Here is a 19,161-nt window from a genome sequence, read left to right as displayed (position 1 = left end):
GCGAATCCATAATTGCGCTGTAGGTATGAGCAGTCCTGCAAATCATCCGGCGCTTGGCGTTCCGAAATGAGTGGATCAAAGGATCTGGAGTTGCGTATCTGTCAGGCTGCGGTAACGAGCGTGGTCGGGACGAACATTGATGATATGGCTTTCAAAGCGTCGTTCAATCTCGAATGAGTATGGGCAACGGCGCTAGCAGGTTTGTCGAATCAGTGGTTTAGGCTGACACATGAACATCTATGACATGACACATCATTTAACATAATATACATTACACGTAACATTATGTTTCAAGATTAGTCCAGTGTCCCTTTCATTCAATGCAGGACGATCTCTGATGAATCAACCTATGTGCGTGCGGTGTGTCGATTTTACTGTCGATGGAAAACTACACGCTATCGGGAAGCTGCAAGGTGAAGCGGCTACCGCCATTCGGATTGGGCTCATGTCGAATGCCCCATCCAAGGTGATCTACAACACGTTCGACGGTGGATAGGTCCAAGCCCGAACCACCCGTGAAATCATCTGCGCCCCTAAAGCCGATTTTGGATTTGACAGGCATTCCTCGCATTTCTGATTGAGCTGTTCCCTTCAACGCCACCTTGGGATGAACTAATCAACAAAGTCGTGGGCGCGAGGCAGGAAAAAGGCATTCTGACGGTTTCTGAATGATCTGGCCCAGAGTGTGTAAAAACGCCGTCGCGAACACTTGCTATGGTTTTTGAGGGTTTCGTCGCAGGGATCGCCTCTGAAGCGCTTTATCCAATGTGAACATCGAGGCCAAGACACCTTTACTTCCCGAGAGCCTTGATGACTATGCCCACGATGCCAATCCGGTTCGCGTAGTCGACATCTTGGTCTACGATCTCGACCTCCGCCGTTATCGTTCCTGCCCCCTCTTCACTCTACTAATACCGGGACAGACCACATGCGTAGGCTCTGAGGTGTTGTCTCTCCTGAGTTGTCAGTAAAACCGTTTCCACCCTCTTTTCCTTTTTTCATAGATCATTAATCTGAGCCCATGTTGAACGACACCTCTAACTCGCATCGATAAAGGATTTCACCATGAGCCACGCCAGGTGCGCAAATGATGAACTGGTTCTCGGTAGCTTGCGAATTGCAGGGCGACTGGCGCAACGACATCGAAGGCCTGGGTAACCTGCTGTCCCAGCGCATTCCGAATTATCGCAACCTGATGAACAGCTACTCGGCATTAGCAGCGCGCTAAGCTTAATTCGGCCTTACAATTTCGAAAGCGCATACAACAAAGGGCCCTTGAAGGGCCCTTCGTTTCTACAACTTCGCCTGTGTGAGGTTTTTTGTAGACCTTCACCTGTCGGGGCTTACGCGTGCCGACACTTTAGGGTTAGAGCCGAGTAAAACACCCTGTGGAGCGTAACTCTATCTCCCCCCCTCGGCTAACTCGTTCGGGCAGGGTTACTAACTGCGAACAGATCCTGACTCAAACCACCGTGACAGCCGCATTCAACATCAACACCACAATCAAACCGACCACGGCTACGATGGATTGAACCACCGAAATGGTCTTGGTGGCTTCGCCCATAGTCATGCCGAAGGATTCCTTCACCATCCAGAAGCCCGCATGGTTCGCATAGTTGAAGAACAGCGAGCCGCAGCCTATGGACAAGGCAAGCAGAGGCAGGTTGAGGCTGGGATCAGCACCTGCAAGCGGCGCCAGCAAGCCAGCAGCACCAACGATACCGACAGTGGCAGAACCGGTAGATACCGAGAGCAACATCGCGATCAACCAACCCAAGATCAGCGGAGGGAACGCAGACTGCTGAGTCAGGTGCACAATGGCATCGCCCACCTTGGCGCTGGTCAACAGCTCCTGAAAGGCACCACCGCCGGCGATGATCATGATGATTGAGGCGATTGGCTTGAGGCTCTTGCCCAGGGATTCGCGCAATTGCCCCGCATCGCCGCCCCGCGCGAGTACCAGACTTGCCCCTGCGAACAGCACGCCCAGGAGCATGGCGATCAGGGGATTGCCCAAGAAACTAGCCATTTTCAGGATCGCATTGTCCTTGGGTAATACCATCTCAGCGACGGCATGAATCAGCATCAGGATCGCCGGTAGCAAGGCTGCCAGCACGCCAAGGCATACGCTGGTGCTTGGTTGATCGTCGGCTTTTTCAGCCAGGGTGAACTGATCTAGCAAAACCTGATCGGGCCGAGTGCTCATGCGCGGCGAAATGAATGCGCCATAAAGCGGGCCGCCTAAAATCATTGCAGGAATAGCCGCAAGGAAGCCATAGAGCATTGTGGGCCCAACCGAGGTTTTGAGCGCGGCGATGGCCGTCAAGGGGCCAGGGTGCGGCGGTACCATCCCGTGCATGGCTGCAAGTGCCGCAATCACCGGAACACCCACATACACATAGGCTGAACCTTTGAAGCGAGCCTGGCTTTCCAGCTTTCGCGCCACGCTGAATATCAGCGGCAGCATGATCACCAAGCCCACCTCGAAAAACATGGGAATGCCAATTACAAATGCAACCATCATCATGGCCCAAGGTATCATCCGATCCGATGTTCGCTTGAGGATGACCTCGGCGACCTGCTCTGTGACGCCTGCGTCAGCAAGGATTTTGCCTAGCATCGCTCCAAGCGCGATTACGACCCCTACTGCCCCCAGTGTCTTTCCGACGCCGGTGATCAAGTGGGAGACTATGGTTTCTGGTTCCATACTGGTTGCAAAGCCAACGCCAACGGAAACTACTAGCAAGGCCAGGAGCGGGTGCATTTTGAGACGCGACACGATGAGCGCCACCAGCACCAGGACGCTCACCAATGCGGTCAGTAAGAGGTCTACATCTAAGGGAGTCATGAAAGGATCTCGGTTGGGCTGGCGCTCAAACTGCACTCAGATTTGAAAGAGAAGTTTGAAACCGTAACGCCTGTCGGCGCACGCAATAAACCAAACATCGTTTGGGTGCTTTCAACTTCGGCATTGGATGACGTGTTCATGGAATCTACTCTCTTGTAATTGGAATATGCTGCTATTACACAGAACTTCTCGATGAGCCACGATAGGTTTTACTGCAACGGTCGCACTTCGAATGTTCTGTATGTATTCGTTTAAATGGGTGAGATGAATGGTCATCTGCAAATGCAGGCGTAAATTTCAGCTTTCGCCTTTCGCAAAACCGAATAACCTTCGAGGGACTTGCACCAGCAACGAATAGCTAACCTGCGTCGAACACTCCAGGGCTTGCAACTGATCGACTACGGTGCTGAAACCGATGCTTTGCTCATGCTGCGTATGCGGCCAGTCGCTGCCCCACACCAACTGGCGAAGGCCGAAACTTTGTTCCAGCAGCGGTAATGCCATTCGAGCGAAATTGATGTTCTGTTGCGGCGTACCTCCCAAACGATAGATTCCCGATACCTTCATCCAGATCGAACCTTTCGATCCCAACTCCAGTAACTCGCAAAAGCCGGGCTGATCGACGCCCGAATTGGCATCCGGCCGACCAAAGTGATCAATCACCAACTTCAAACCGAACGGCGTCAATTGATGGATCAGTCCCGGCAGATCCTTTACCTCCCTATGCAACTCGACATGCCAGTCAAGATCAGCAATGTGGCTGAAAAACTCTCTCCAGGCACTGTTACGAAAATCAGGTAACGCCTTACCCATCAGGTTCAAGCGAACGCCGACCACGCCCAGGTGATCCATGTCATTCAACATGGCGCGACTGACGCCTGGCTCCAGCACAACCACGCCTCGCAACTGCTCCGGCGCTTGCTTCAACGCCGCCAGCAAGTAGCTATTGTCGGTGCCGAGAAAGCTCGGTTGCACCAATACGCCATGACTCAGACCATGAGCGTGCAAGTGCGTCAGATACTGCTCAAGCGTGGCGTCGTAATCAGGGGTATAGCGCCGTGCACCGACCAGACATAGATCACGGCTAAACACATGAGCATGGGAGTCGATGCCGGTGATCGGCGTAGAACAGGTGTCAGTCATAGCGTTCATCTATAGAAGGTAAAGGGCATCAGGCCCGCGCACTCTCGTTGCCGTTGACCGTTGCTGGCACCGATGCACTCGAAGCTTCGAGGCTACGTCCACGGGTTTCCGGCAGACAAAGTGCCGCGATCACCGCCACGCCGTAGGCAATCCCAGCGTCGATGCCAATCGCCGAACCCAAGGACATGGAGTCGCTCATGTGACCGACCAGGAACGGGAATACTGCAGAGAGCACCCGGCCAAAGTTGTAGCAGAAACCGACACCGGCACCGCGTACATCCGCTGGGTACAACTCGTTGAACAGCGCACCAAGACTCGCAGGAATGCCTGCCGCGAAGAAGCCGAGCGGGAACCCCAGAAACAGCATCTGGGTATTGGTCAGCGGCAGGAACACATAACACTGCACGGTGACGACACAGCACAACGCGAACAACACGATGTTTTTGCGGCGGCCAATACGGTCGATCAAGAATCCGCTAACAACGCAGCCACACCAGAAGGCAAAGATGATCACGGCCAGGTAGCCACCGGAGTTCAGCACCGACAGGTTGCGTTCGGTCTTGAGGAATGTCGGCAGCCAAGTCATCACCGCGTGGTATCCGCCATGTGCGCCCAAGCCCAACAACCCGCCGAACAGCGTTACGCGGAGCAGTTCAGGTCGGAAAATACCGGCCAGGGATTTGAAGAAGCTCTGTGGAATGGCGTGTTCTTTCTGCAAACGTTGGAAGCTGTCAGGCTCCTCGACATTACGCCGTACCCAGAGGATCAGGAACGAGGGCAGCAGGCCTACGATAAACATCACACGCCAGGCCATGTCTTGCGGTACGAACGTATAAATCAGCGCAAATACCCCGACCGCCAGCCCCCAACCGACCGCCCAGGCACTTTGCACAGTGCCCATCACTTTGCCGCGGTATTTCGGGTTGATGGTTTCGGCCATCAATACCGCGCCGGCGGCCCACTCACCGCCAATGCCGAAGCCTTGCAGTGCCTTGACCATCAGCAACTGATGGAACCCTGTGACGAAGGCGGACAGAAAGGTGAAGAAGGAGAACCACAGAATCATCCACTGCAACGTACGCACCCGGCCGTAGCGGTCGGACAACGTCCCCCCTACCCATCCGCCGATGGCCGAAGTGACCAGCGTGGCGCCGCTGATCAGCCCGGCATCGCCCTTGGTCAGTGCGAACGCAGCGATCAACGCCGGAATGGCCAGGCCGAACATTTGTACTTCCAGAGCATCCAGCGACCATCCGCCGAAGCAGGCCCAGAACGTTTTGCGCTCCCGAGGAGTGACTTGGCGATACCAGCTGAACATGATTTCTTATCCTTATAAGTGAAACGTGAGGCAGCCGAAAGCGAACCGCGCCGCTACGAGGCCAGGCATGGCAAGCAAGACGATGAAGACGGCGCAGATCAGGCGCCGATGAGCGATCCGCTATTGAGGCAAGGCGCTAGCGAATATCCACGCTGTAACGGAAATGCTCGGCATGCCCACGGGAGCGACGCCATTCCAGAGGCGTCCCGGCGTAGTCACGCGCCAGACGCTCGATCACCACCACGGGACTGTTGACCGGTACTTGCAGCAATCGCGCATGCACGTCGTTTACAGACTCGGCGGTGAGTGTTTCTTCGGCAGAAGCGACGACCTGACCGCAGACTTCTTCGTAAATCGGATACAACAGCGGCCCTTTTCGACTCAGGTCGATCTCCAGCAGCGGCTGAAACCGGCTGCGAGGTAGCCAGATTTCTTCGGCAAGTACCGGCTGAACATCGAGAAGACGTACGCGAACAATGCGAATAACCGGTGCGTCGATTGGCAGGCCTAACGTTTGGGCCACCGCCGAGGGTGCGGCCACCGGCTCAATCGACAAGATGCGACTCTCCGGCACCTGGCGCTCGCCCGCAGCGGTCTGGAAGCGGAAAAATCGGAACAGTGACGATTGAAACTGCGGCCGGCGAACGAAGGTGCCTCGACCTTGCTGACGCTCAAGAACGCCCTCACTGACCAGCGCGTCAACCGCTTTGCGTACGGTGCCAGTGGACAGTTGGTACTCCGCTGAAAGTGCAGCCTCGGTGGGAATGGCCTCCCCGGGACGCCAACGATTGTTGGCAATCTGTTCAGCCAACTGATCTCGCAGGCGCTGATAAAGCGGTAGCCGGACATCACTGGATAAGGAGTTCATCGACTTTATTCACCTTGTTATATAGTCATATATATGAATCTTGAGGCGAGTATTCTCCTGATGCATTTTTCTGTCAACAAGGGTTGCTGATCTCGCTGACGAAAGGTGGGTGAGCCTAGGTCAACTGGAATGCCCCTCTGCCTCAATCCGAGAGAGCCCTACCCGCTCAGCCTGTTCTAAAATCTCCTCTGGCGTCGCGTCCGTAGTGGGCTTGATCTGGACTATGTGATTCAGTCCGGCACGCTTAAAGGTGTCGGATTTGGATGGCGCAACGGCAAGTCCAACAGCGAGGCGGCGCGTGACCAGGACCAGAATCGCTTGATCGTGAGCTACAGCATTCCGCTGCTTTAGCCAATCGACATCACGATATCGCGCACTTGGTAATCGCTGGCCCGGCCGCTTTACTTCAGCGCTGACGCAGAGTCAGCGTTTTATTGGCAGCCACCCGACATGTAAGCGTCAGGCGGCTCCGGCAATGCGGCAAGCATGTCTTGCAGTCCGGCGGCCCATTGCATACGGATACGCATGAAATACGGGTCGTCGGCCGTGATGCGATAACTTTTTGCACCACCAAAACTGTCTTTTCTGAACACCAGCAGATCCAGCGGCATACCCACCGACAGGTTGCTGCGCATGGTCGAGTCGAACGAGATCAGCCCGCAGCGCAGGCCCTCTTCGAGTGATGTGCGGTACGTGAGGTTGCGATCGAGTATCGGCCTGCCGTACTTGCTTTCACCCAATTGCAGGAAAGGCGTGTCCTCCGTCGCCTGAATGAAGTTGCCTTGCGGGTAAATGCTGTACACATCCATCGCCCCCTCCGCGATCTGCCCGCCCACCAGAAAAGAGCAACTCAAGTCGGTCTTGCCGGCCAACTTGGTACGGTCCCGGGCGACGACTTCGCGAACGGTTTCGGCCACCAGCACAGTGGCGTCATAGAGTGTGCGGACATTCAACAGGTGCGAGCCAGGCCCGCTGCAACGCTGCTTGAGCAAGTTCACCACCGATTGCGAGGTGGCCAGATTGCCCGCGGTCTGCAACACAATCAGCCGTTCGCCCGGCGTGCTGAAAATAAACAACTTACGAAACGTTGAAATCTGGTCGATACCGGCATTGGTCCGTGAGTCGGAGATGAACACCATCCCGTCGGCCAGGTGCATAGCGACGCAATAAGTCATTTGCGCTTACTCGTGAATTCTGGATGAAAGGCCATACCGTCTCCCCGACGGCATGGCCAATTACGATGAACGTTTCAGGCTTATTGGTGCTGAACCTGAAACAGCGACGTTACCTGTACCCGCGCCAGCATCGACTCGGCCCCGCCACCACGACGCATGCCACGTACCGGGCAGGCGTCGAGGTAGTCCAGGCCCACCGCCAGTTTCAGATGGCGTTCGGGCCGGGCCAGCCGGTTGGTGACATCGAAGCTGTACCAACCATCGTCGAGCCAGGCTTCGGCCCACGCATGGCTGGCCAAGTGGTTTTCATCTTCGGTGCACAAGTAACCGGAGACATAACGCGCAGGAATCCCCAGGCTACGGGCGCAGGCCAGGAAGGCGTGAGTGTGGTCCTGACAGACCCCGCCTCCGCCCGCAAACGCCTCGGCGGCCGTGGTGTCCACGGTGGTTGCGCCCGGGTTGTAGACCATACGGTCGGCCAGGCCGTGCATCAGGTCGATCAACGCCATTCGATCACGCCGTATGCCGCAGTGCTGCACGGCGAAGGCATTCAGGGCATCGTCCGCTATCGTCAGCTTACTGGTGCGCAAAAACGGCAAAGGCGATTGGCTGTCGCGCTCCAGCTCACGGTCCGAGTCGATATCCACCTGACCATAAGCTGTCAGTACCAAGGCCCCATGGGGTTCGTCCATCGTCAACACATGCAGGATGTTGCCGTACGGATCGAACTGGCTGCGCACCAGGCGCGGCAGTTCCAGGTGCCATTCCAGGATGCGCTGGCGTTCACTGTTCTGCGGCGTCAGACGCAGGAACTGAATGCTGGTGCAGACTTCATCGGCGTAGCTGTAGGTGGTGTCGTGACGTATGGACAGTTTCATACGGCCTCCAGATAGGACTCGTGAACGGTCTGGCCGAGATGGCGAACCTGGGAGATGAAGTCAGTCAGCCAAAGGTGCAGACCGAAGCCGAGAATCTCGTCGATACCGGTGTAGCGCAGCCGAGCATTCAACTCGGCGGCCAACCGCTGGGCGGCCCGCCCGTTGCTGCCCGGCAGGCTGGCGAGGATATGGTCCAGTTCCTCGATACAGGCGTGCAACGAACGCGGGACGTCGCTACGCAACAACAGCATCTCGGAGACCTGCTCGGCGCCCGGCGCATTGCGGTAGATCTCGTTGAACGCCTCGAAGGACGACAAGGCTCGCAGCAAGGCACTCCACTGGTAGTAGCCGCGCGCGGAGTTGTCACTCACCTCCTCCGACTCCTCGCCGAACATTTCGTAGCGTGCATCCAGCAGGCGCAGCGTGTTGTCTGCCCGCTCAAGGAAAGTCCCCAGGCGAATGAAGCAGTAGGCATCGTTGCGCATGATGGTGCCCGAGGTCGCACCGCGGAACAGGTGCGAACGCTCCTTGACCCACTCGCAGAAATGGCTGATGCCATAGCGCGCCAGACCATTGCTGGCGATGTTGCGCATCTCCAGCCAGGTGGCGTTGATGTTCTCCCACATGTCGGCGGTGATGCGTCCGCGCACGGCATGAGCATTGGCTCGCGCGGCTTGCAAACAGCAATAGATACTCCCGGGGTTGGTTTCATCCAGCGCGAAGAAGTGCAACATGCGTTCGGTGTTGAGCTCTCCATAACGCTCGTTGTAATCGTCCAGCGTACCGGCGGCGAGCAGCGACATTGCCAGTTCGGCGCGGCCATCGGTACGCCCCGCCTGAGGCATCAACGACAACGAGTAACTGACTTCGAGCATGCGCGCCAGGTTTTCGGCGCGCTCCAGGTAACGGGACATCCAGTAGAGGTCCGAAGCGGTTCTTGAAAGCATGTCTTAGTCCTCCACTACCCAAGTGTCTTTGGTGCCGCCGCCCTGAGACGAGTTCACCACCAGCGAGCCTTCGCGCAATGCCACGCGGGTCAGGCCACCGGGCACCAGACGGGTTTCTCTGCCCGACAGCACAAACGGGCGCAGGTCAATGTGGCGTGGAGCGATGCCGTTTTCGACAAAGGTCGGGCACGTCGACAGGCACAGGGTTGGTTGGGCGATATAAGCTTCGGGGCGTGCCTTGAGGCGCGCGCGGAAGTCTTCGATTTCCGCCGCCGTGGCCGCCGGGCCGACCAGCATGCCGTAGCCACCGGAGCCCTGGGTTTCCTTGACCACCAGCTCAGGCAGATTCGCCAACACATGGGACAACTCTTCCGGTTTGCGGCATTGCCAGGTAGGCACGTTCTTGAGGATCGGTTCCTCGGCAAGATAGAAGCGGATCATGTCGCCGACATAGGGATAGATCGACTTGTCGTCGGCCACGCCGGTGCCGACGGCGTTCGCCAGCACCACGTTGCCTGAGCGGTAAGCGGCAATCAGGCCCGGTACGCCGAGCATGGAGTCCGGGTTGAACGACAGTGGATCGAGATACGCATCGTCGAGACGGCGGTAAATGACGTCCACCTGTCTGGGGCCAGCGGTGGTGCGCATATAAACGTGATCGTCGCGGACAAACAGATCTGCGCCTTCAACCAGTTCTACGCCCATTTCACGGGCCAGGAACGCATGCTCGAAGTAAGCGCTGTTGAAGCGGCCCGGGGTCAGCACCACGGTCGTGGGATTGTCCAGCGGACTGGAGCTCCTCAAGGTGTCCAGCAGCAGGTTCGGGTAGTGATCGATGGGCGCCACACGCTGGGCGGCGAAGAGCTCGGGGAACAAACGCATCATCATCTTGCGGTCTTCAAGCATGTAGCTGACGCCGCTGGGAGTGCGCAGATTGTCTTCCAGTACGTAGTAGCTGCCATCGCCGTCGCGGACCAGATCGACCCCGGCGATGTGGGCGTAGAGGCCCCGGTGCAGATTCAGGCCCTGCATGGCGACCTGATAACCCTCATTGGCCAATACCTGTTCGGCCGGAATGATGCCCTCCTTGAGAATACGTTGCCCGTGGTAGATGTCGTCCAGGAACATGTTCAATGCCTGGACCCGCTGAATGCAGCCCTTCTCGACCATTTGCCATTCGCTGGCCTTGATGCTGCGCGGAATGATGTCGAACGGAATCAACCGTTCGGTGCCCTGCTCGTCCCCGTATAAAGTGAAGGTGATGCCGGCTCGGTGGAACAACAGGTCGGCTTCGCGACGACGTTGATCCAGTAACTCCAGAGGTGTGTCCGCCAACCAACGTGCGAACTCCTGGTAATGTGGGCGGCAGCCACCACTCGCATCATACATTTCGTTAAAAAAAGCTCGGGACATACCCTACTCCTTGCCGCGATACAGACGGCATTTTCTTATAACTTCGCTATTTCAATAAAATTAGGCCTTACGTTGTTTTAGTGAGTACTGTTTCTGTTGAGCACCTCAGTGTGCGTCGTTAACTTCCTGTCTCATTTGGAAACAAATTCCGCATGAATTCGGCAACCTCTTGACGCGTTCCGACGCCAGAGACTTGGCCTTTGCGGTTTGATTTCTGGCGCCCCATTTATAACGCTCCCCCATTATCTTTTTTCGATGAAAAACCACACTAGCGGTGGTTTGAAAGTACTTTTGCAAGGGCTGTGCCCAACTATTGTTACGACCGATAAAAACCGGAAAAACCCTTAGACAAGCCGGAATAGCGACACATCGTTTCATTTTTGAGACGAAAATCGATAAGACTACTGAAACGGTTTTTCCACTTGTAACTTGCACAACTCTGGATCGGACGAAAATGGTGCATTTGGCAACTGATTTGAGTTTTATGCCCTACAAGCGGGAAATTCCTACTCACTGTTTTTATTCTCCGTGTAATACAAGGCGTCCAGCGCGGCGCATTGATGAATACCGACGCACTATTAATGGTCAATAAAATGCACCCGGAGATGACGCCTGAAGCGAAGCTGCAAAGTAGTGAGGCATGGAGGACGGCCCGACACTGAGCCTTACCATCCGTACTACGCCAAAACCATATTCCACGCCCCGATGGCCAAGCTACAACGCAATAGGCATTGAGCTAGACAGTTGCTGTCCGACGCACGGCATCAGGCCGCGGGCAAACAGATCAGGATAGTTGATCCTGATCAATAGTTTGCCGGTTGATCGCGCACACGCTGTCGGGCACGCAACGACGCAATGCCATGGATTGCTCACCGCCAGCGTACTCAGAAAGCAAAGGATGAGCCTGCACACATCAGGATGATTGATTCCTGCCTTTTTGGAGCGCCGTCAATGAAGATTTATGTTGAAAAAGACCCTGCACAGAATTGTTGGTGGGTTCACATGGGTCTGTGGATGGCGAGCTTCCGCAGCCTTGATGGTGCCGAGTCTTTTGTCGAGAGATTGAACTCCCGAATCAATGCCCCGCACTCTCTGGAAATGATTACAAACCGTCCTTTGTGGCCGGGAACGATTTCCCGCAGCTCGCCTCTCGATCAGCACGATGAACCTCACTTGGCAAAGCCTGGGCCGAACGTATCAAGCAACTGTTGCCGTACCAGGTCAACACGGACTTGATGAAAGCCACCGGCAACCCGCCCCCCCCGGTTCATGCACTGCCTTCCGGCATTCGTTCTGTGAAATCCAAGCGTCCACGCGCGCTTTGCTTTCCCGGGAAATCCCGCCTGCGAAGCTCATTGGCGCGGGCTAACCCACTGGATAAATCACGAGATAACTTTCGACCGCATCGTCTATCGTTGGAAAAAACGCCGTTTCGCCCAGCTTGGCGAAAAGCCCGAATCGCTTTAGCTTGTCCTTGACCGGATCCTTCATCTCGGCCACGCACAACTTGATACCCGCCCCACGCAAGGTTTCATCGAGTTCAGCCAGCATATCGGCAGAAGTTACGTCCACGCTGGTGACCGGCTCCGACGCTACAACCAGCCAACGCACGGGCGAAGGCGATGTTGCCACGGCGTCCAGTACCCGGTCATTGAACAGCTCGGCATTGGCGAAAAACAAAGGCGCATCCCAGCGAAACAAAACCAGGCCTGGGATAAGGCGCGCGTCGGGATAGCGCTTGATATCGTGGTAACCCCGGATCTTTTCCGGGCTGCCCAGAACCGCCGAGTACGGGCGCCAGCCATCCCACAGGAACTCGATGACGGCGATCACGATGGCCAGGCCGATGCCCTCGATCGCGCCCAGTACGACCACACCGATGGTACAGACGATCGACAGCCAGAATTCCCAGCGCTGGATGCGATAGATTCGTCGCAGGTCGGTCACTTCGATCAGGCCGATGGCGGATGCGATCACCACTGCCGCCAATGCGCTGGTAGGCAGGTTCTGCAACAGGTTCGGCGCCACCATCAGCAATAAGGCAACGGCGATCGCACCGACGACACCGGTCAATTGGGTTTTCGCGCCTGCGGCCTCGGCGACGGGTGTCCGGGATGAACTGCTGCTGATTGGAAACCCCTGAAAAAGCCCGGCGGTCAGATTGGCGAAGCCGAGCCCGACCATTTCCTGGTTCGGGTCCACATAAGTACGAGTCCGCGCCGCATAGACACGAGAGAGCACACTGGTGTCGGCGAACGAAACGAGGGCGACGGCACAACCACCAATCAGGACGGGGACGATATCAGCCCTGGTGATCCAGGGAATGGCGAATGCTGGCAGCCCCTGTGGGAGCGATCCCAGGACCGACACCCCGGCGCGAGCTGCAAGGTCCAGTACACCAACGGCAACGGTCGCGCCTGCCACTGCGACCAGAATGCCCGGCACGCGTTTATTGCCCTTGAGTAGCAGGATCACCGACAGAGTACTTGCGCCCACCGTGAACGCGGCCCAGTTGGTTATCCCAGCCATCACTGCTGTAGCGATCTCCCATACATTTCTCAGCGGCCCGTCGGTTTCGATCGAAAAACCGAAAAACTTTGGCAGTTGACTGATCAATACCACCAGCGCAATCCCGTTCATGTATCCGTAGCGGATCGGTTTGGAAAGCAGCTCAGTAATGAAGCCCAGACGCGCGATGCCAGCCAGGATGCACACCACCCCCGAGACGATCGCCATCATGCCCGCGAGGGCGATTGCGCGATGCGGATCGCCGCCGGACAGTGGCAAGACGACGGCCAGGATGACAGCAGCCAGCGAAGAGTCTGGCCCAAGCACCAGAATCCGGCTGGGACCGAACAACGCATAAGCGAGTAATGGAACGATCGTTGCGTAGAGCCCATAAATACCGGGTACGCCCGATGCCACCGCATAGGCGATGCCGACGGGTATCAGCATAGTGGTGAGCACCAGTCCGGCCACGAGGTCGTGGCGCAACCAAATCATTTGGTATCCGCGCAACGTACGCAGTCCCGGGAACCAGCGGTCCCAGAGGGTCTGGCCGTCGTTCGACTTGCGGTGCGCAATCCGCCCCGGTTCCGGGACGGGAGGCACAATATCCGAATGACTCATGGCAATGCAGCCCTTGGCGGAGACTCGCTCGGCAATCCGTCAGAATTTTTCGGGAATTCGCCGCAACGGATAATCCGGCTCGCGATAACCGCCTGCCTTCTCTTGCAGACCGCTCATTCGTTTTATCCAGATCGCGTGGACGGCCCTTCTGCTCTTGACGTTTAACTCCATCAGGCCCCCGGTGAGTCTAGAACATGATCAGCGATCATGAGGGGCGTTCGCCCTGATGAAAAACCAGAGCGAATACCAACCGAATCGACCGTTGCAGGGTTGTCCTGCAACATAGAATCTCCCACAGGGTTTGGATCAACCTGGCTGTCAGGTCAGCAACACTTCGGCCCTGCCTTACCGCCGTAACGAGCCTCCTGGCGTTCGCGAAAGAACATCTCGTAGCTCATCACCGGCTTGTCCGGGTGTTCGGTTTGCATATGCTCGACGTAGTTGTCGTAGTCGGGCATGCCGACCATCAGGCGCGCGGCCTGACCGAGGTATTTACCGAGGCGACTCAGGTCATTGAACATTCTGCCCTCCTCGATCAAGCATCTGGCAGCGCATGGAATGGCGCTTCTTTATCCGTACGTTCTTTGGTGCCCCAGGCGGCGATACCGACCTTGAGCGCAAAGAACAGGATGCTGAACACCACGAGCAGGAACAACACCGTCAGCGTTGCGTTGGTGTAGGCGTTGTAGATCACATGCTGCATCTGCTCGATGCTCTTGGCCGGCGCCAGCACCTGACCGTTGGCCAGGGCATCGCTGTACTTCTTCGCCAGCGACAGGAAGCCGATCGCCGGGTTGGCGTCGAACAGCTTGATGAAGCCTGCAGTGGTGGTGCAGATCAGCAGCCATACCGCTGGCAGCATGGTCACCCACACATAGCGTTGGCGTTTCATTTTGATCAGCACAACGGTTGCCAACATCAGCGCGATACCGGCCAGCATCTGGTTGGAGATACCGAACAGTGGCCACAAGGTGTTGATCCCGCCCAACGGGTCGATCACGCCTTGGTACAGCAGGTAACCCCACATCGCCACGCAACCGGCGGTGGCGATCAGGTTGGCGGTCCAGGATTCGGTGCGTTTCAGCGCCGGCACGAAGGAGCCGAGCAAGTCCTGCAGCATGAAACGCCCGGCACGGGTACCGGCATCGACCGCAGTGAGGATGAACAGCGCTTCAAACAGGATCGCGAAGTGGTACCAGAACGCCATGGTGTTTTCACCCGGCAGCACGTGGTGCAGGATCTGCGCGATACCGACCGCCAGGGTCGGCGCACCGCCGGCACGGGCCAGGATGGTGGTTTCACCGATGTCCTTGGCCACCGCTTGCAACGCTTCCGGGGTAATCGCGAAACCCCAGCTGCTGACTGTCTGTGCAACCGAAACAGCATCGGCGCCGACAAGGGCCGCCGGGCTGTTCATGGCGAAATAGACACCCGGTTCGATCACCGAAGCGGCCACCATCGCCATGATCGCCACGAAGGATTCCATCAGCATGCCGCCATAACCGATGTAACGGGCATGGCCTTCGCTGGCGAGCAGCTTCGGCGTGGTGCCGGAAGCGATCAGTGCGTGGAAACCGGACACTGCGCCACAGGCAATGGTGATGAACAGGAACGGGAACAGCCCACCCTTCCACACCGGCCCGGTGCCGTCGATGAACTGGGTCAATGCCGGCATTTTCAGCACGGGCATGGTGATCAGAATGCCGATCGCCAGGGCGACGATGGTGCCGATCTTGAGGAACGTGGACAGGTAATCACGCGGCGCCAGAATCAGCCATACCGGCAACACCGCCGCCACGAAACCGTAGCCGATCAGCATCCAGGTAATCTGCAGTCCAGTGAAGGTAAAGGCTTTGGCCCAGACCGGGTCAGCAGCAATTTGCCCGCCCAGCCAGATCGAACCGAGCAGCAACGCCACGCCGATCACCGAGATTTCACCAATACGGCCCGGACGGATGTAGCGCATGTAGATGCCCATGAACATCGCGATCGGGATGGTCGCCATCACCGTGAAAATGCCCCACGGGCTCTCGGCCAGGGCCTTGACCACGATCAGCGCCAGCACCGCGAGGATGATGATCATGATCAGGAAGCAGCCGAACAGCGCTATGGTCCCGGGGATGCGGCCCATTTCTTCACGGACCATGTCGCCCAGGGAACGGCCGTTGCGGCGAGTGGACATGAACAGGACCATGAAGTCCTGAACCGCACCGGCCAGCACCACGCCGGCAATCAGCCACAGCGTACCGGGCAGATAGCCCATCTGCGCCGCCAACACCGGACCGACCAGCGGCCCCGCGCCGGCAATGGCTGCGAAGTGATGACCGAAGAGTACGTGTTTATTGGTCGGCACATAGTCCAGACCATCGTTGTTGAGTACGGCGGGAGTGGCCCGATTGGGGTCGAGCTGCATCACCTTGGTGGCGATGAACAGGCTGTAATAGCGGTATGCGACGAGATAAATAGCGACGGCTGCGACTACGATCCAGAGGGCGTTGATGGCTTCGCCGCGGCGCAGGGCCACGACACTTAGCGCAAACGCTCCCAAGACAGCCACGGCAAACCAGGCGAGGTGTTTAGCCAGACGGGGCATAGCGTGTCTCCTGCCGACAGTCAGTGACTGCGGCGGTAATTATTATAATTGTGTCCGCTTTGCGGAGCGGGCCCAATATCCACCCATGCTGTCGACAAATAAATCCGCGTTACTACGTACGTGGCGTCTACGTAGTTCTACGTAGACGGTTTGTCATTCTGTCCAGCACCGCTACTGGAGGCGCGTATCTTTGGCATATGATGCCGGGCCTTCGCCCTCCCTCGGTCTGGCCAGGAGTAGAGATGCAGCTCAAACACAAAATCGTCGCGCTCGGCATTCTGCCGCTGGTGTTGGCGATCGCGGTCATCTGCGCGCTGGTGATTTCCCTGAACCGCCAATTGGGTGATCAACAGGCGCAACTGATCGAAGACAGCATTCTGGCCAGCAAGCGCGCAGAGCTGAAAAACTACGTTGAAATGGCACAAAGCCTGATCGCGCCGCTGTACGACAACGGCCGTGGTGACGAACACGCACAGCAACAAGTGCTGGAAGAACTGCGCAAGCTCAGTTTTGGCATCAATGGCTACTTCTTCGTCTACGACCGCGAAGGCCGCAGCCTGATGCACGCACGCCAGTCAGAGCTGGTGGGCCAATACCTGTGGGACATGAAAGACCCTCACGGCCTGCCGGTAATCCAGGCGTTGCTCAAAAGCGCGGCATCCGGCGAAGGCTTTCAACGTTACGCCTGGAACAAACCCTCTTCCGGCCAAGTGACCGACAAGCTCGCCTACGTAGTGATGCTCGATCGTTGGGGCTGGATGCTCGGCACCGGCATCTACCTTGAAGATGTTGAGCGCGCCACCCAACAAGCGCGTGCCGAGGTGGCTCAGGGCATCCGCACAACCATGCTGGCGATTGCCGCGGTGGCGCTTGTAGCGGTGCTGTTTGTGTTCGCCAGCGGCATGACGCTGAACGTCAGCGAACATCGCCTGGCCGACAAAAAGCTGCAGCGCCTGACCCAACGTATCGTCAGCCTGCAGGAGGAGGAGCGTTCGCGGGTTTCCCGAGAGCTGCACGACGGTATCAGCCAGTTGCTGGTCTCTATCAAGTTTCAGTTCGAACTGGCCAGCCATGTACTGGAGAATGGCCAAGACAAAGGCTTGAGCATTTTAAGAGACGCCACCGAGCGCCTGGGGGAAGCGATCGGCGAGGTTCGCAGCCTCTCCCACGACCTGCGCTCATCATTGCTCGACACCCTCGGCCTGCCGGCGGCAATCGGTCAACTCGCCGCCGAGTTCGAGCAACGCAGCGGTCTTGTTGTAACCTTCAACGATAACGAATTCGACTGTCACCTGGCCGATGGCGCCGCCGCCTCGCTGTTTCGCATTGTGCAAGAAGGCCTGACCAACATCGAACGCCACGCCCAGGCAAAACACGTCATCATTACCCTGCACGGCTGCGAAAAGTCCGTACGGTTGACGGTGATCGATGACGGCATAGGTTTCAATGTCGCCCAGGTCGAACGTCGCCAGGCCGGCATTGGCCTGCGCAATATCCGTGAGCGAGTCGAGCATTTTGGCGGTCGATTCGACCTGACCTCGATGCCGGGAAGAAGTGAACTGGACGTGCTGCTGCCGATGAAGCCACCCGGTACAGAACGCTGACTCACCCCATAACAATTAGAGTGAATGCCTGCGATGAACCTGCCCTACCCGATCCGCGTCGCCCTGGTCGACGATCACTCCCTGGTCCGCGATGGAATCAAATCGCTGCTGGCGGTCATGGCGCCGCTGGAAGTGGTGGGCGAAGCCGAGAATGGCGCCGATGCCATTGAGATGGTCGGGCGCTGTCAGCCGGATCTGTTGCTGGTCGACATCAGCCTGAAGGATATCAACGGGCTCGAGCTGACCCGGCTGTTGCGCAGCCAGTACCCGTCGCTCAAGGTGCTGGTGCTGAGCATGTACGACAACTACGAATACGTCAGTGAATCGGTTCGCTCGGGGGCCAGCGGCTATGTGCTGAAGAACGCGCCTTCACGGGAAATCATTGCGGCCATCGAAGCCATTGTCAGTGGTGGGACGTTCTACAGTGCCGAAATCGCCCAACGGCTCATCGCCGATAAAAGTACCGACAACGAACTGACACCACGCGAGAGCCAGGTGCTGTACAAAATGGCTCAGGGGTTGAACAACAAGGAAATGGCTCGCGAGCTGGACATCAGCGTCCGCACAGTGGAAACCCATCGCCTGAGCATCCGCCGCAAACTCAACATCGACAAACCCGCCGCCCTCGTAAAATACGCGATCGATCACGGGATCATCTCTCGTTAGAAGCACTCACACCGTACTCACGTTGACAACACGCGCCGTGCGGATAAACAAAGCACGCACCTTGTCCCAGAAATTCCCGCCCAGTACGAAAAAGCTGCCGACCAACATGGCATCGCCCAGCGCCTGGACCTGCCAGAGGTTCGGTCTCAGCCCCGGCCACAGTGTGTCCACGTAAGGCTCGAGAAAGGATGAAATCAGTGGCAGGCAAAACATCACCAGGCCAATTCGATGGCGAGCCGGGCCTACTTCCAGTTCAGTCGGTGCGAGCGTGGAAACGTAGCCAAACACGCTGCGCTTGAGTTGCTGAAAACCAGACTTGCCCATGACGGCGATGGCGAGGATCAGCAGAATCTTGTTGCTGATAAACAAAATGCCTGTCAGTGCCGCGATCTTTGGGCCGGGCACATCCGCAGCGGCGGCGAGCGGCACCAACAGCCAGGCGAGCACTGTCAAACTGAGAATCCCGATGCCTGCTTTGAAACGCCAACCGGTAGAGCTGGGGGCAATCTCGTCCTGGGGACTGGTCATGGTCTTCGTACCCTTCTTATTCACCCGAATGAATAACTTTCAAAAGCGTAG

At 57.3% G+C, this 19,161-nt stretch carries 16 protein-coding genes and 5 pseudogenes; 6 read left to right on the top strand and 15 right to left on the bottom strand.

The window, feature by feature from the left end; genetic code table 11:
- Positions 1 to 388: 388 nt before the first annotated feature.
- Complete coding sequence (locus tag FFH90_RS30710; protein WP_363319458.1) at positions 389 to 562, bottom strand: ATP-binding protein; 174 nt, start codon at positions 560 to 562, stop codon at positions 389 to 391.
- A 186-nt stretch (positions 563 to 748) separates the two neighbouring features.
- On the opposite strand from FFH90_RS30710, the pseudogene FFH90_RS30365 reads away from it, so the two are divergent.
- A pseudogene (locus FFH90_RS30365) lies at positions 749 to 875 on the top strand (hypothetical protein); the annotation flags it as partial.
- Positions 876 to 1,078: 203 nt separating this feature from the next.
- Positions 1,079 to 1,228: pseudogene (locus FFH90_RS15765) on the top strand (hydrolase); the annotation flags it as partial.
- On the opposite strand, the pseudogene FFH90_RS30705 reads toward FFH90_RS15765, so the two are convergent.
- From FFH90_RS30705 to FFH90_RS15745, 6 genes and pseudogenes are all read right to left on the bottom strand, one after another.
- Positions 1,214 to 1,354, bottom strand: a pseudogene (locus FFH90_RS30705) (hypothetical protein); the annotation flags it as partial. The pseudogenes FFH90_RS15765 and FFH90_RS30705 sit on opposite strands and share 15 nt — an antisense overlap.
- A 108-nt stretch (positions 1,355 to 1,462) precedes the next feature.
- Entirely contained in the window at positions 1,463 to 2,848 is a 1,386-nt protein-coding gene (locus FFH90_RS15760) for a GntP family permease (RefSeq protein ID WP_032833722.1), read from the bottom strand.
- Positions 2,845 to 2,988: a hypothetical protein gene (locus FFH90_RS29990; protein ID WP_168206167.1), complete on the bottom strand. Its 144-nt coding sequence runs from the start codon at positions 2,986 to 2,988 to the stop codon at positions 2,845 to 2,847. The genes FFH90_RS15760 and FFH90_RS29990 overlap by 4 nt, the downstream gene beginning before the upstream one ends.
- A 157-nt stretch (positions 2,989 to 3,145) precedes the next feature.
- Positions 3,146 to 3,991, bottom strand: coding sequence for an amidohydrolase (locus tag FFH90_RS15755; protein WP_018925911.1), 846 nt, complete (start codon positions 3,989 to 3,991; stop codon positions 3,146 to 3,148).
- A gap of 28 nt (positions 3,992 to 4,019) precedes the next feature.
- Positions 4,020 to 5,309 carry an MFS transporter gene (locus tag FFH90_RS15750; RefSeq protein WP_138867534.1) on the bottom strand — a complete coding sequence of 430 codons (1,290 nt, stop codon included), beginning with the start codon at positions 5,307 to 5,309 and terminating at the stop codon, positions 4,020 to 4,022.
- Positions 5,310 to 5,445: 136 nt separating this feature from the next.
- Positions 5,446 to 6,177 (bottom strand): GntR family transcriptional regulator, encoded by a 732-nt coding sequence (locus FFH90_RS15745; protein ID WP_111453331.1) that lies wholly within the window; start codon positions 6,175 to 6,177, stop codon positions 5,446 to 5,448.
- 213 nt (positions 6,178 to 6,390) lie between these two features.
- Here FFH90_RS15745 and FFH90_RS15740 point away from each other — a divergent pair.
- Positions 6,391 to 6,528, top strand: a pseudogene (locus FFH90_RS15740) (OprD family outer membrane porin); the annotation flags it as partial.
- Positions 6,529 to 6,608: 80 nt separating this feature from the next.
- On the opposite strand, the gene FFH90_RS15735 reads toward FFH90_RS15740, so the two are convergent.
- From FFH90_RS15735 to FFH90_RS15720, 4 genes are all read right to left on the bottom strand, one after another.
- On the bottom strand, positions 6,609 to 7,352 hold the full coding sequence (locus FFH90_RS15735) for a proteasome-type protease (RefSeq protein ID WP_138867533.1): 744 nt from the start codon (positions 7,350 to 7,352) through the stop codon (positions 6,609 to 6,611).
- A gap of 80 nt (positions 7,353 to 7,432) precedes the next feature.
- Entirely contained in the window at positions 7,433 to 8,230 is a 798-nt protein-coding gene (locus FFH90_RS15730; protein WP_138867532.1) for a transglutaminase family protein, read from the bottom strand.
- Positions 8,227 to 9,177 (bottom strand): alpha-E domain-containing protein, encoded by a 951-nt coding sequence (locus FFH90_RS15725; protein ID WP_019578892.1) that lies wholly within the window; start codon positions 9,175 to 9,177, stop codon positions 8,227 to 8,229. Before FFH90_RS15725 ends, FFH90_RS15730 begins: the two co-directional genes overlap by 4 nt.
- A gap of 3 nt (positions 9,178 to 9,180) precedes the next feature.
- Positions 9,181 to 10,590, bottom strand: a complete 1,410-nt coding sequence (locus tag FFH90_RS15720) for a circularly permuted type 2 ATP-grasp protein (RefSeq protein ID WP_138867531.1) — start codon at positions 10,588 to 10,590, stop codon at positions 9,181 to 9,183.
- A 1,178-nt stretch (positions 10,591 to 11,768) separates the two neighbouring features.
- Here FFH90_RS15720 and FFH90_RS15710 point away from each other — a divergent pair.
- A pseudogene (locus FFH90_RS15710) lies at positions 11,769 to 11,880 on the top strand (ornithine carbamoyltransferase); the annotation flags it as partial.
- 75 nt (positions 11,881 to 11,955) lie between these two features.
- Here FFH90_RS15710 and FFH90_RS15705 read toward each other — a convergent pair.
- The 3 genes from FFH90_RS15705 to FFH90_RS15695 all read right to left on the bottom strand — a co-directional run bounded on the left by FFH90_RS15705 (position 11,956) and on the right by FFH90_RS15695 (position 16,312).
- Entirely contained in the window at positions 11,956 to 13,719 is a 1,764-nt protein-coding gene (locus tag FFH90_RS15705) for a SulP family inorganic anion transporter (protein ID WP_138867530.1), read from the bottom strand.
- Between the two features lie 323 nt (positions 13,720 to 14,042).
- Positions 14,043 to 14,240 (bottom strand): YbdD/YjiX family protein, encoded by a 198-nt coding sequence (locus FFH90_RS15700; protein ID WP_007938220.1) that lies wholly within the window; start codon positions 14,238 to 14,240, stop codon positions 14,043 to 14,045.
- Between the two features lie 14 nt (positions 14,241 to 14,254).
- The gene (locus FFH90_RS15695) at positions 14,255 to 16,312 is read right to left on the bottom strand and encodes a carbon starvation CstA family protein (RefSeq protein ID WP_138867529.1); all 2,058 of its coding nucleotides are present in this window, start codon (positions 16,310 to 16,312) and stop codon (positions 14,255 to 14,257) included.
- A 242-nt stretch (positions 16,313 to 16,554) separates the two neighbouring features.
- Between FFH90_RS15695 and FFH90_RS15690 the strand changes: the two genes are divergently transcribed.
- The gene (locus FFH90_RS15690; RefSeq protein ID WP_018925860.1) at positions 16,555 to 17,916 is read left to right on the top strand and encodes a cache domain-containing protein; all 1,362 of its coding nucleotides are present in this window, start codon (positions 16,555 to 16,557) and stop codon (positions 17,914 to 17,916) included.
- A gap of 33 nt (positions 17,917 to 17,949) precedes the next feature.
- Positions 17,950 to 18,582, top strand: coding sequence for a response regulator transcription factor (locus FFH90_RS15685; protein WP_018925859.1), 633 nt, complete (start codon positions 17,950 to 17,952; stop codon positions 18,580 to 18,582).
- 6 nt (positions 18,583 to 18,588) lie between these two features.
- Here the strand turns inward: FFH90_RS15685 and FFH90_RS15680 are convergent, their stop codons facing one another.
- A complete protein-coding gene (locus FFH90_RS15680) occupies positions 18,589 to 19,110 on the bottom strand; it encodes a transporter suffix domain-containing protein (protein ID WP_019578884.1) in 522 nt (173 codons plus the stop codon).
- Positions 19,111 to 19,161: the final 51 nt, after the last annotated feature.

The sequence above is a fragment of the Pseudomonas sp. ATCC 43928 genome (assembly GCF_005938665.2).
Classification (GTDB): Bacteria; Pseudomonadota; Gammaproteobacteria; order Pseudomonadales; family Pseudomonadaceae; genus Aquipseudomonas.
This window is presented reverse-complemented; position numbering and strand designations above follow the sequence as displayed.

What these genes read in the sequence shown, in the direction of transcription:
- FFH90_RS15735 (WP_138867533.1), bottom strand. Translation starts at nt 7,352, where the DNA reads ATGACTTATTGCGTCGCTATGCACCTGGCCGACGGGATGGTGTTCATC.
- FFH90_RS15760 (WP_032833722.1), bottom strand. Translation starts at nt 2,848, where the DNA reads ATGACTCCCTTAGATGTAGACCTCTTACTGACCGCATTGGTGAGCGTC.
- FFH90_RS15730 (WP_138867532.1), bottom strand. Translation starts at nt 8,230, where the DNA reads ATGAAACTGTCCATACGTCACGACACCACCTACAGCTACGCCGATGAA.
- FFH90_RS15750 (WP_138867534.1), bottom strand. Translation starts at nt 5,309, where the DNA reads ATGTTCAGCTGGTATCGCCAAGTCACTCCTCGGGAGCGCAAAACGTTC.
- FFH90_RS30710 (WP_363319458.1), bottom strand. Translation starts at nt 562, where the DNA reads ATGCCTGTCAAATCCAAAATCGGCTTTAGGGGCGCAGATGATTTCACG.
- FFH90_RS15695 (WP_138867529.1), bottom strand. Translation starts at nt 16,312, where the DNA reads ATGCCCCGTCTGGCTAAACACCTCGCCTGGTTTGCCGTGGCTGTCTTG.
- FFH90_RS15705 (WP_138867530.1), bottom strand. Translation starts at nt 13,719, where the DNA reads ATGAGTCATTCGGATATTGTGCCTCCCGTCCCGGAACCGGGGCGGATT.
- FFH90_RS15745 (WP_111453331.1), bottom strand. Translation starts at nt 6,177, where the DNA reads ATGAACTCCTTATCCAGTGATGTCCGGCTACCGCTTTATCAGCGCCTG.
- FFH90_RS15690 (WP_018925860.1), top strand. Translation starts at nt 16,555, where the DNA reads ATGCAGCTCAAACACAAAATCGTCGCGCTCGGCATTCTGCCGCTGGTG.
- FFH90_RS29990 (WP_168206167.1), bottom strand. Translation starts at nt 2,988, where the DNA reads ATGAACACGTCATCCAATGCCGAAGTTGAAAGCACCCAAACGATGTTT.
- FFH90_RS15680 (WP_019578884.1), bottom strand. Translation starts at nt 19,110, where the DNA reads ATGACCAGTCCCCAGGACGAGATTGCCCCCAGCTCTACCGGTTGGCGT.
- FFH90_RS15685 (WP_018925859.1), top strand. Translation starts at nt 17,950, where the DNA reads ATGAACCTGCCCTACCCGATCCGCGTCGCCCTGGTCGACGATCACTCC.
- FFH90_RS15720 (WP_138867531.1), bottom strand. Translation starts at nt 10,590, where the DNA reads ATGTCCCGAGCTTTTTTTAACGAAATGTATGATGCGAGTGGTGGCTGC.
- FFH90_RS15725 (WP_019578892.1), bottom strand. Translation starts at nt 9,177, where the DNA reads ATGCTTTCAAGAACCGCTTCGGACCTCTACTGGATGTCCCGTTACCTG.
- FFH90_RS15700 (WP_007938220.1), bottom strand. Translation starts at nt 14,240, where the DNA reads ATGTTCAATGACCTGAGTCGCCTCGGTAAATACCTCGGTCAGGCCGCG.
- FFH90_RS15755 (WP_018925911.1), bottom strand. Translation starts at nt 3,991, where the DNA reads ATGACTGACACCTGTTCTACGCCGATCACCGGCATCGACTCCCATGCT.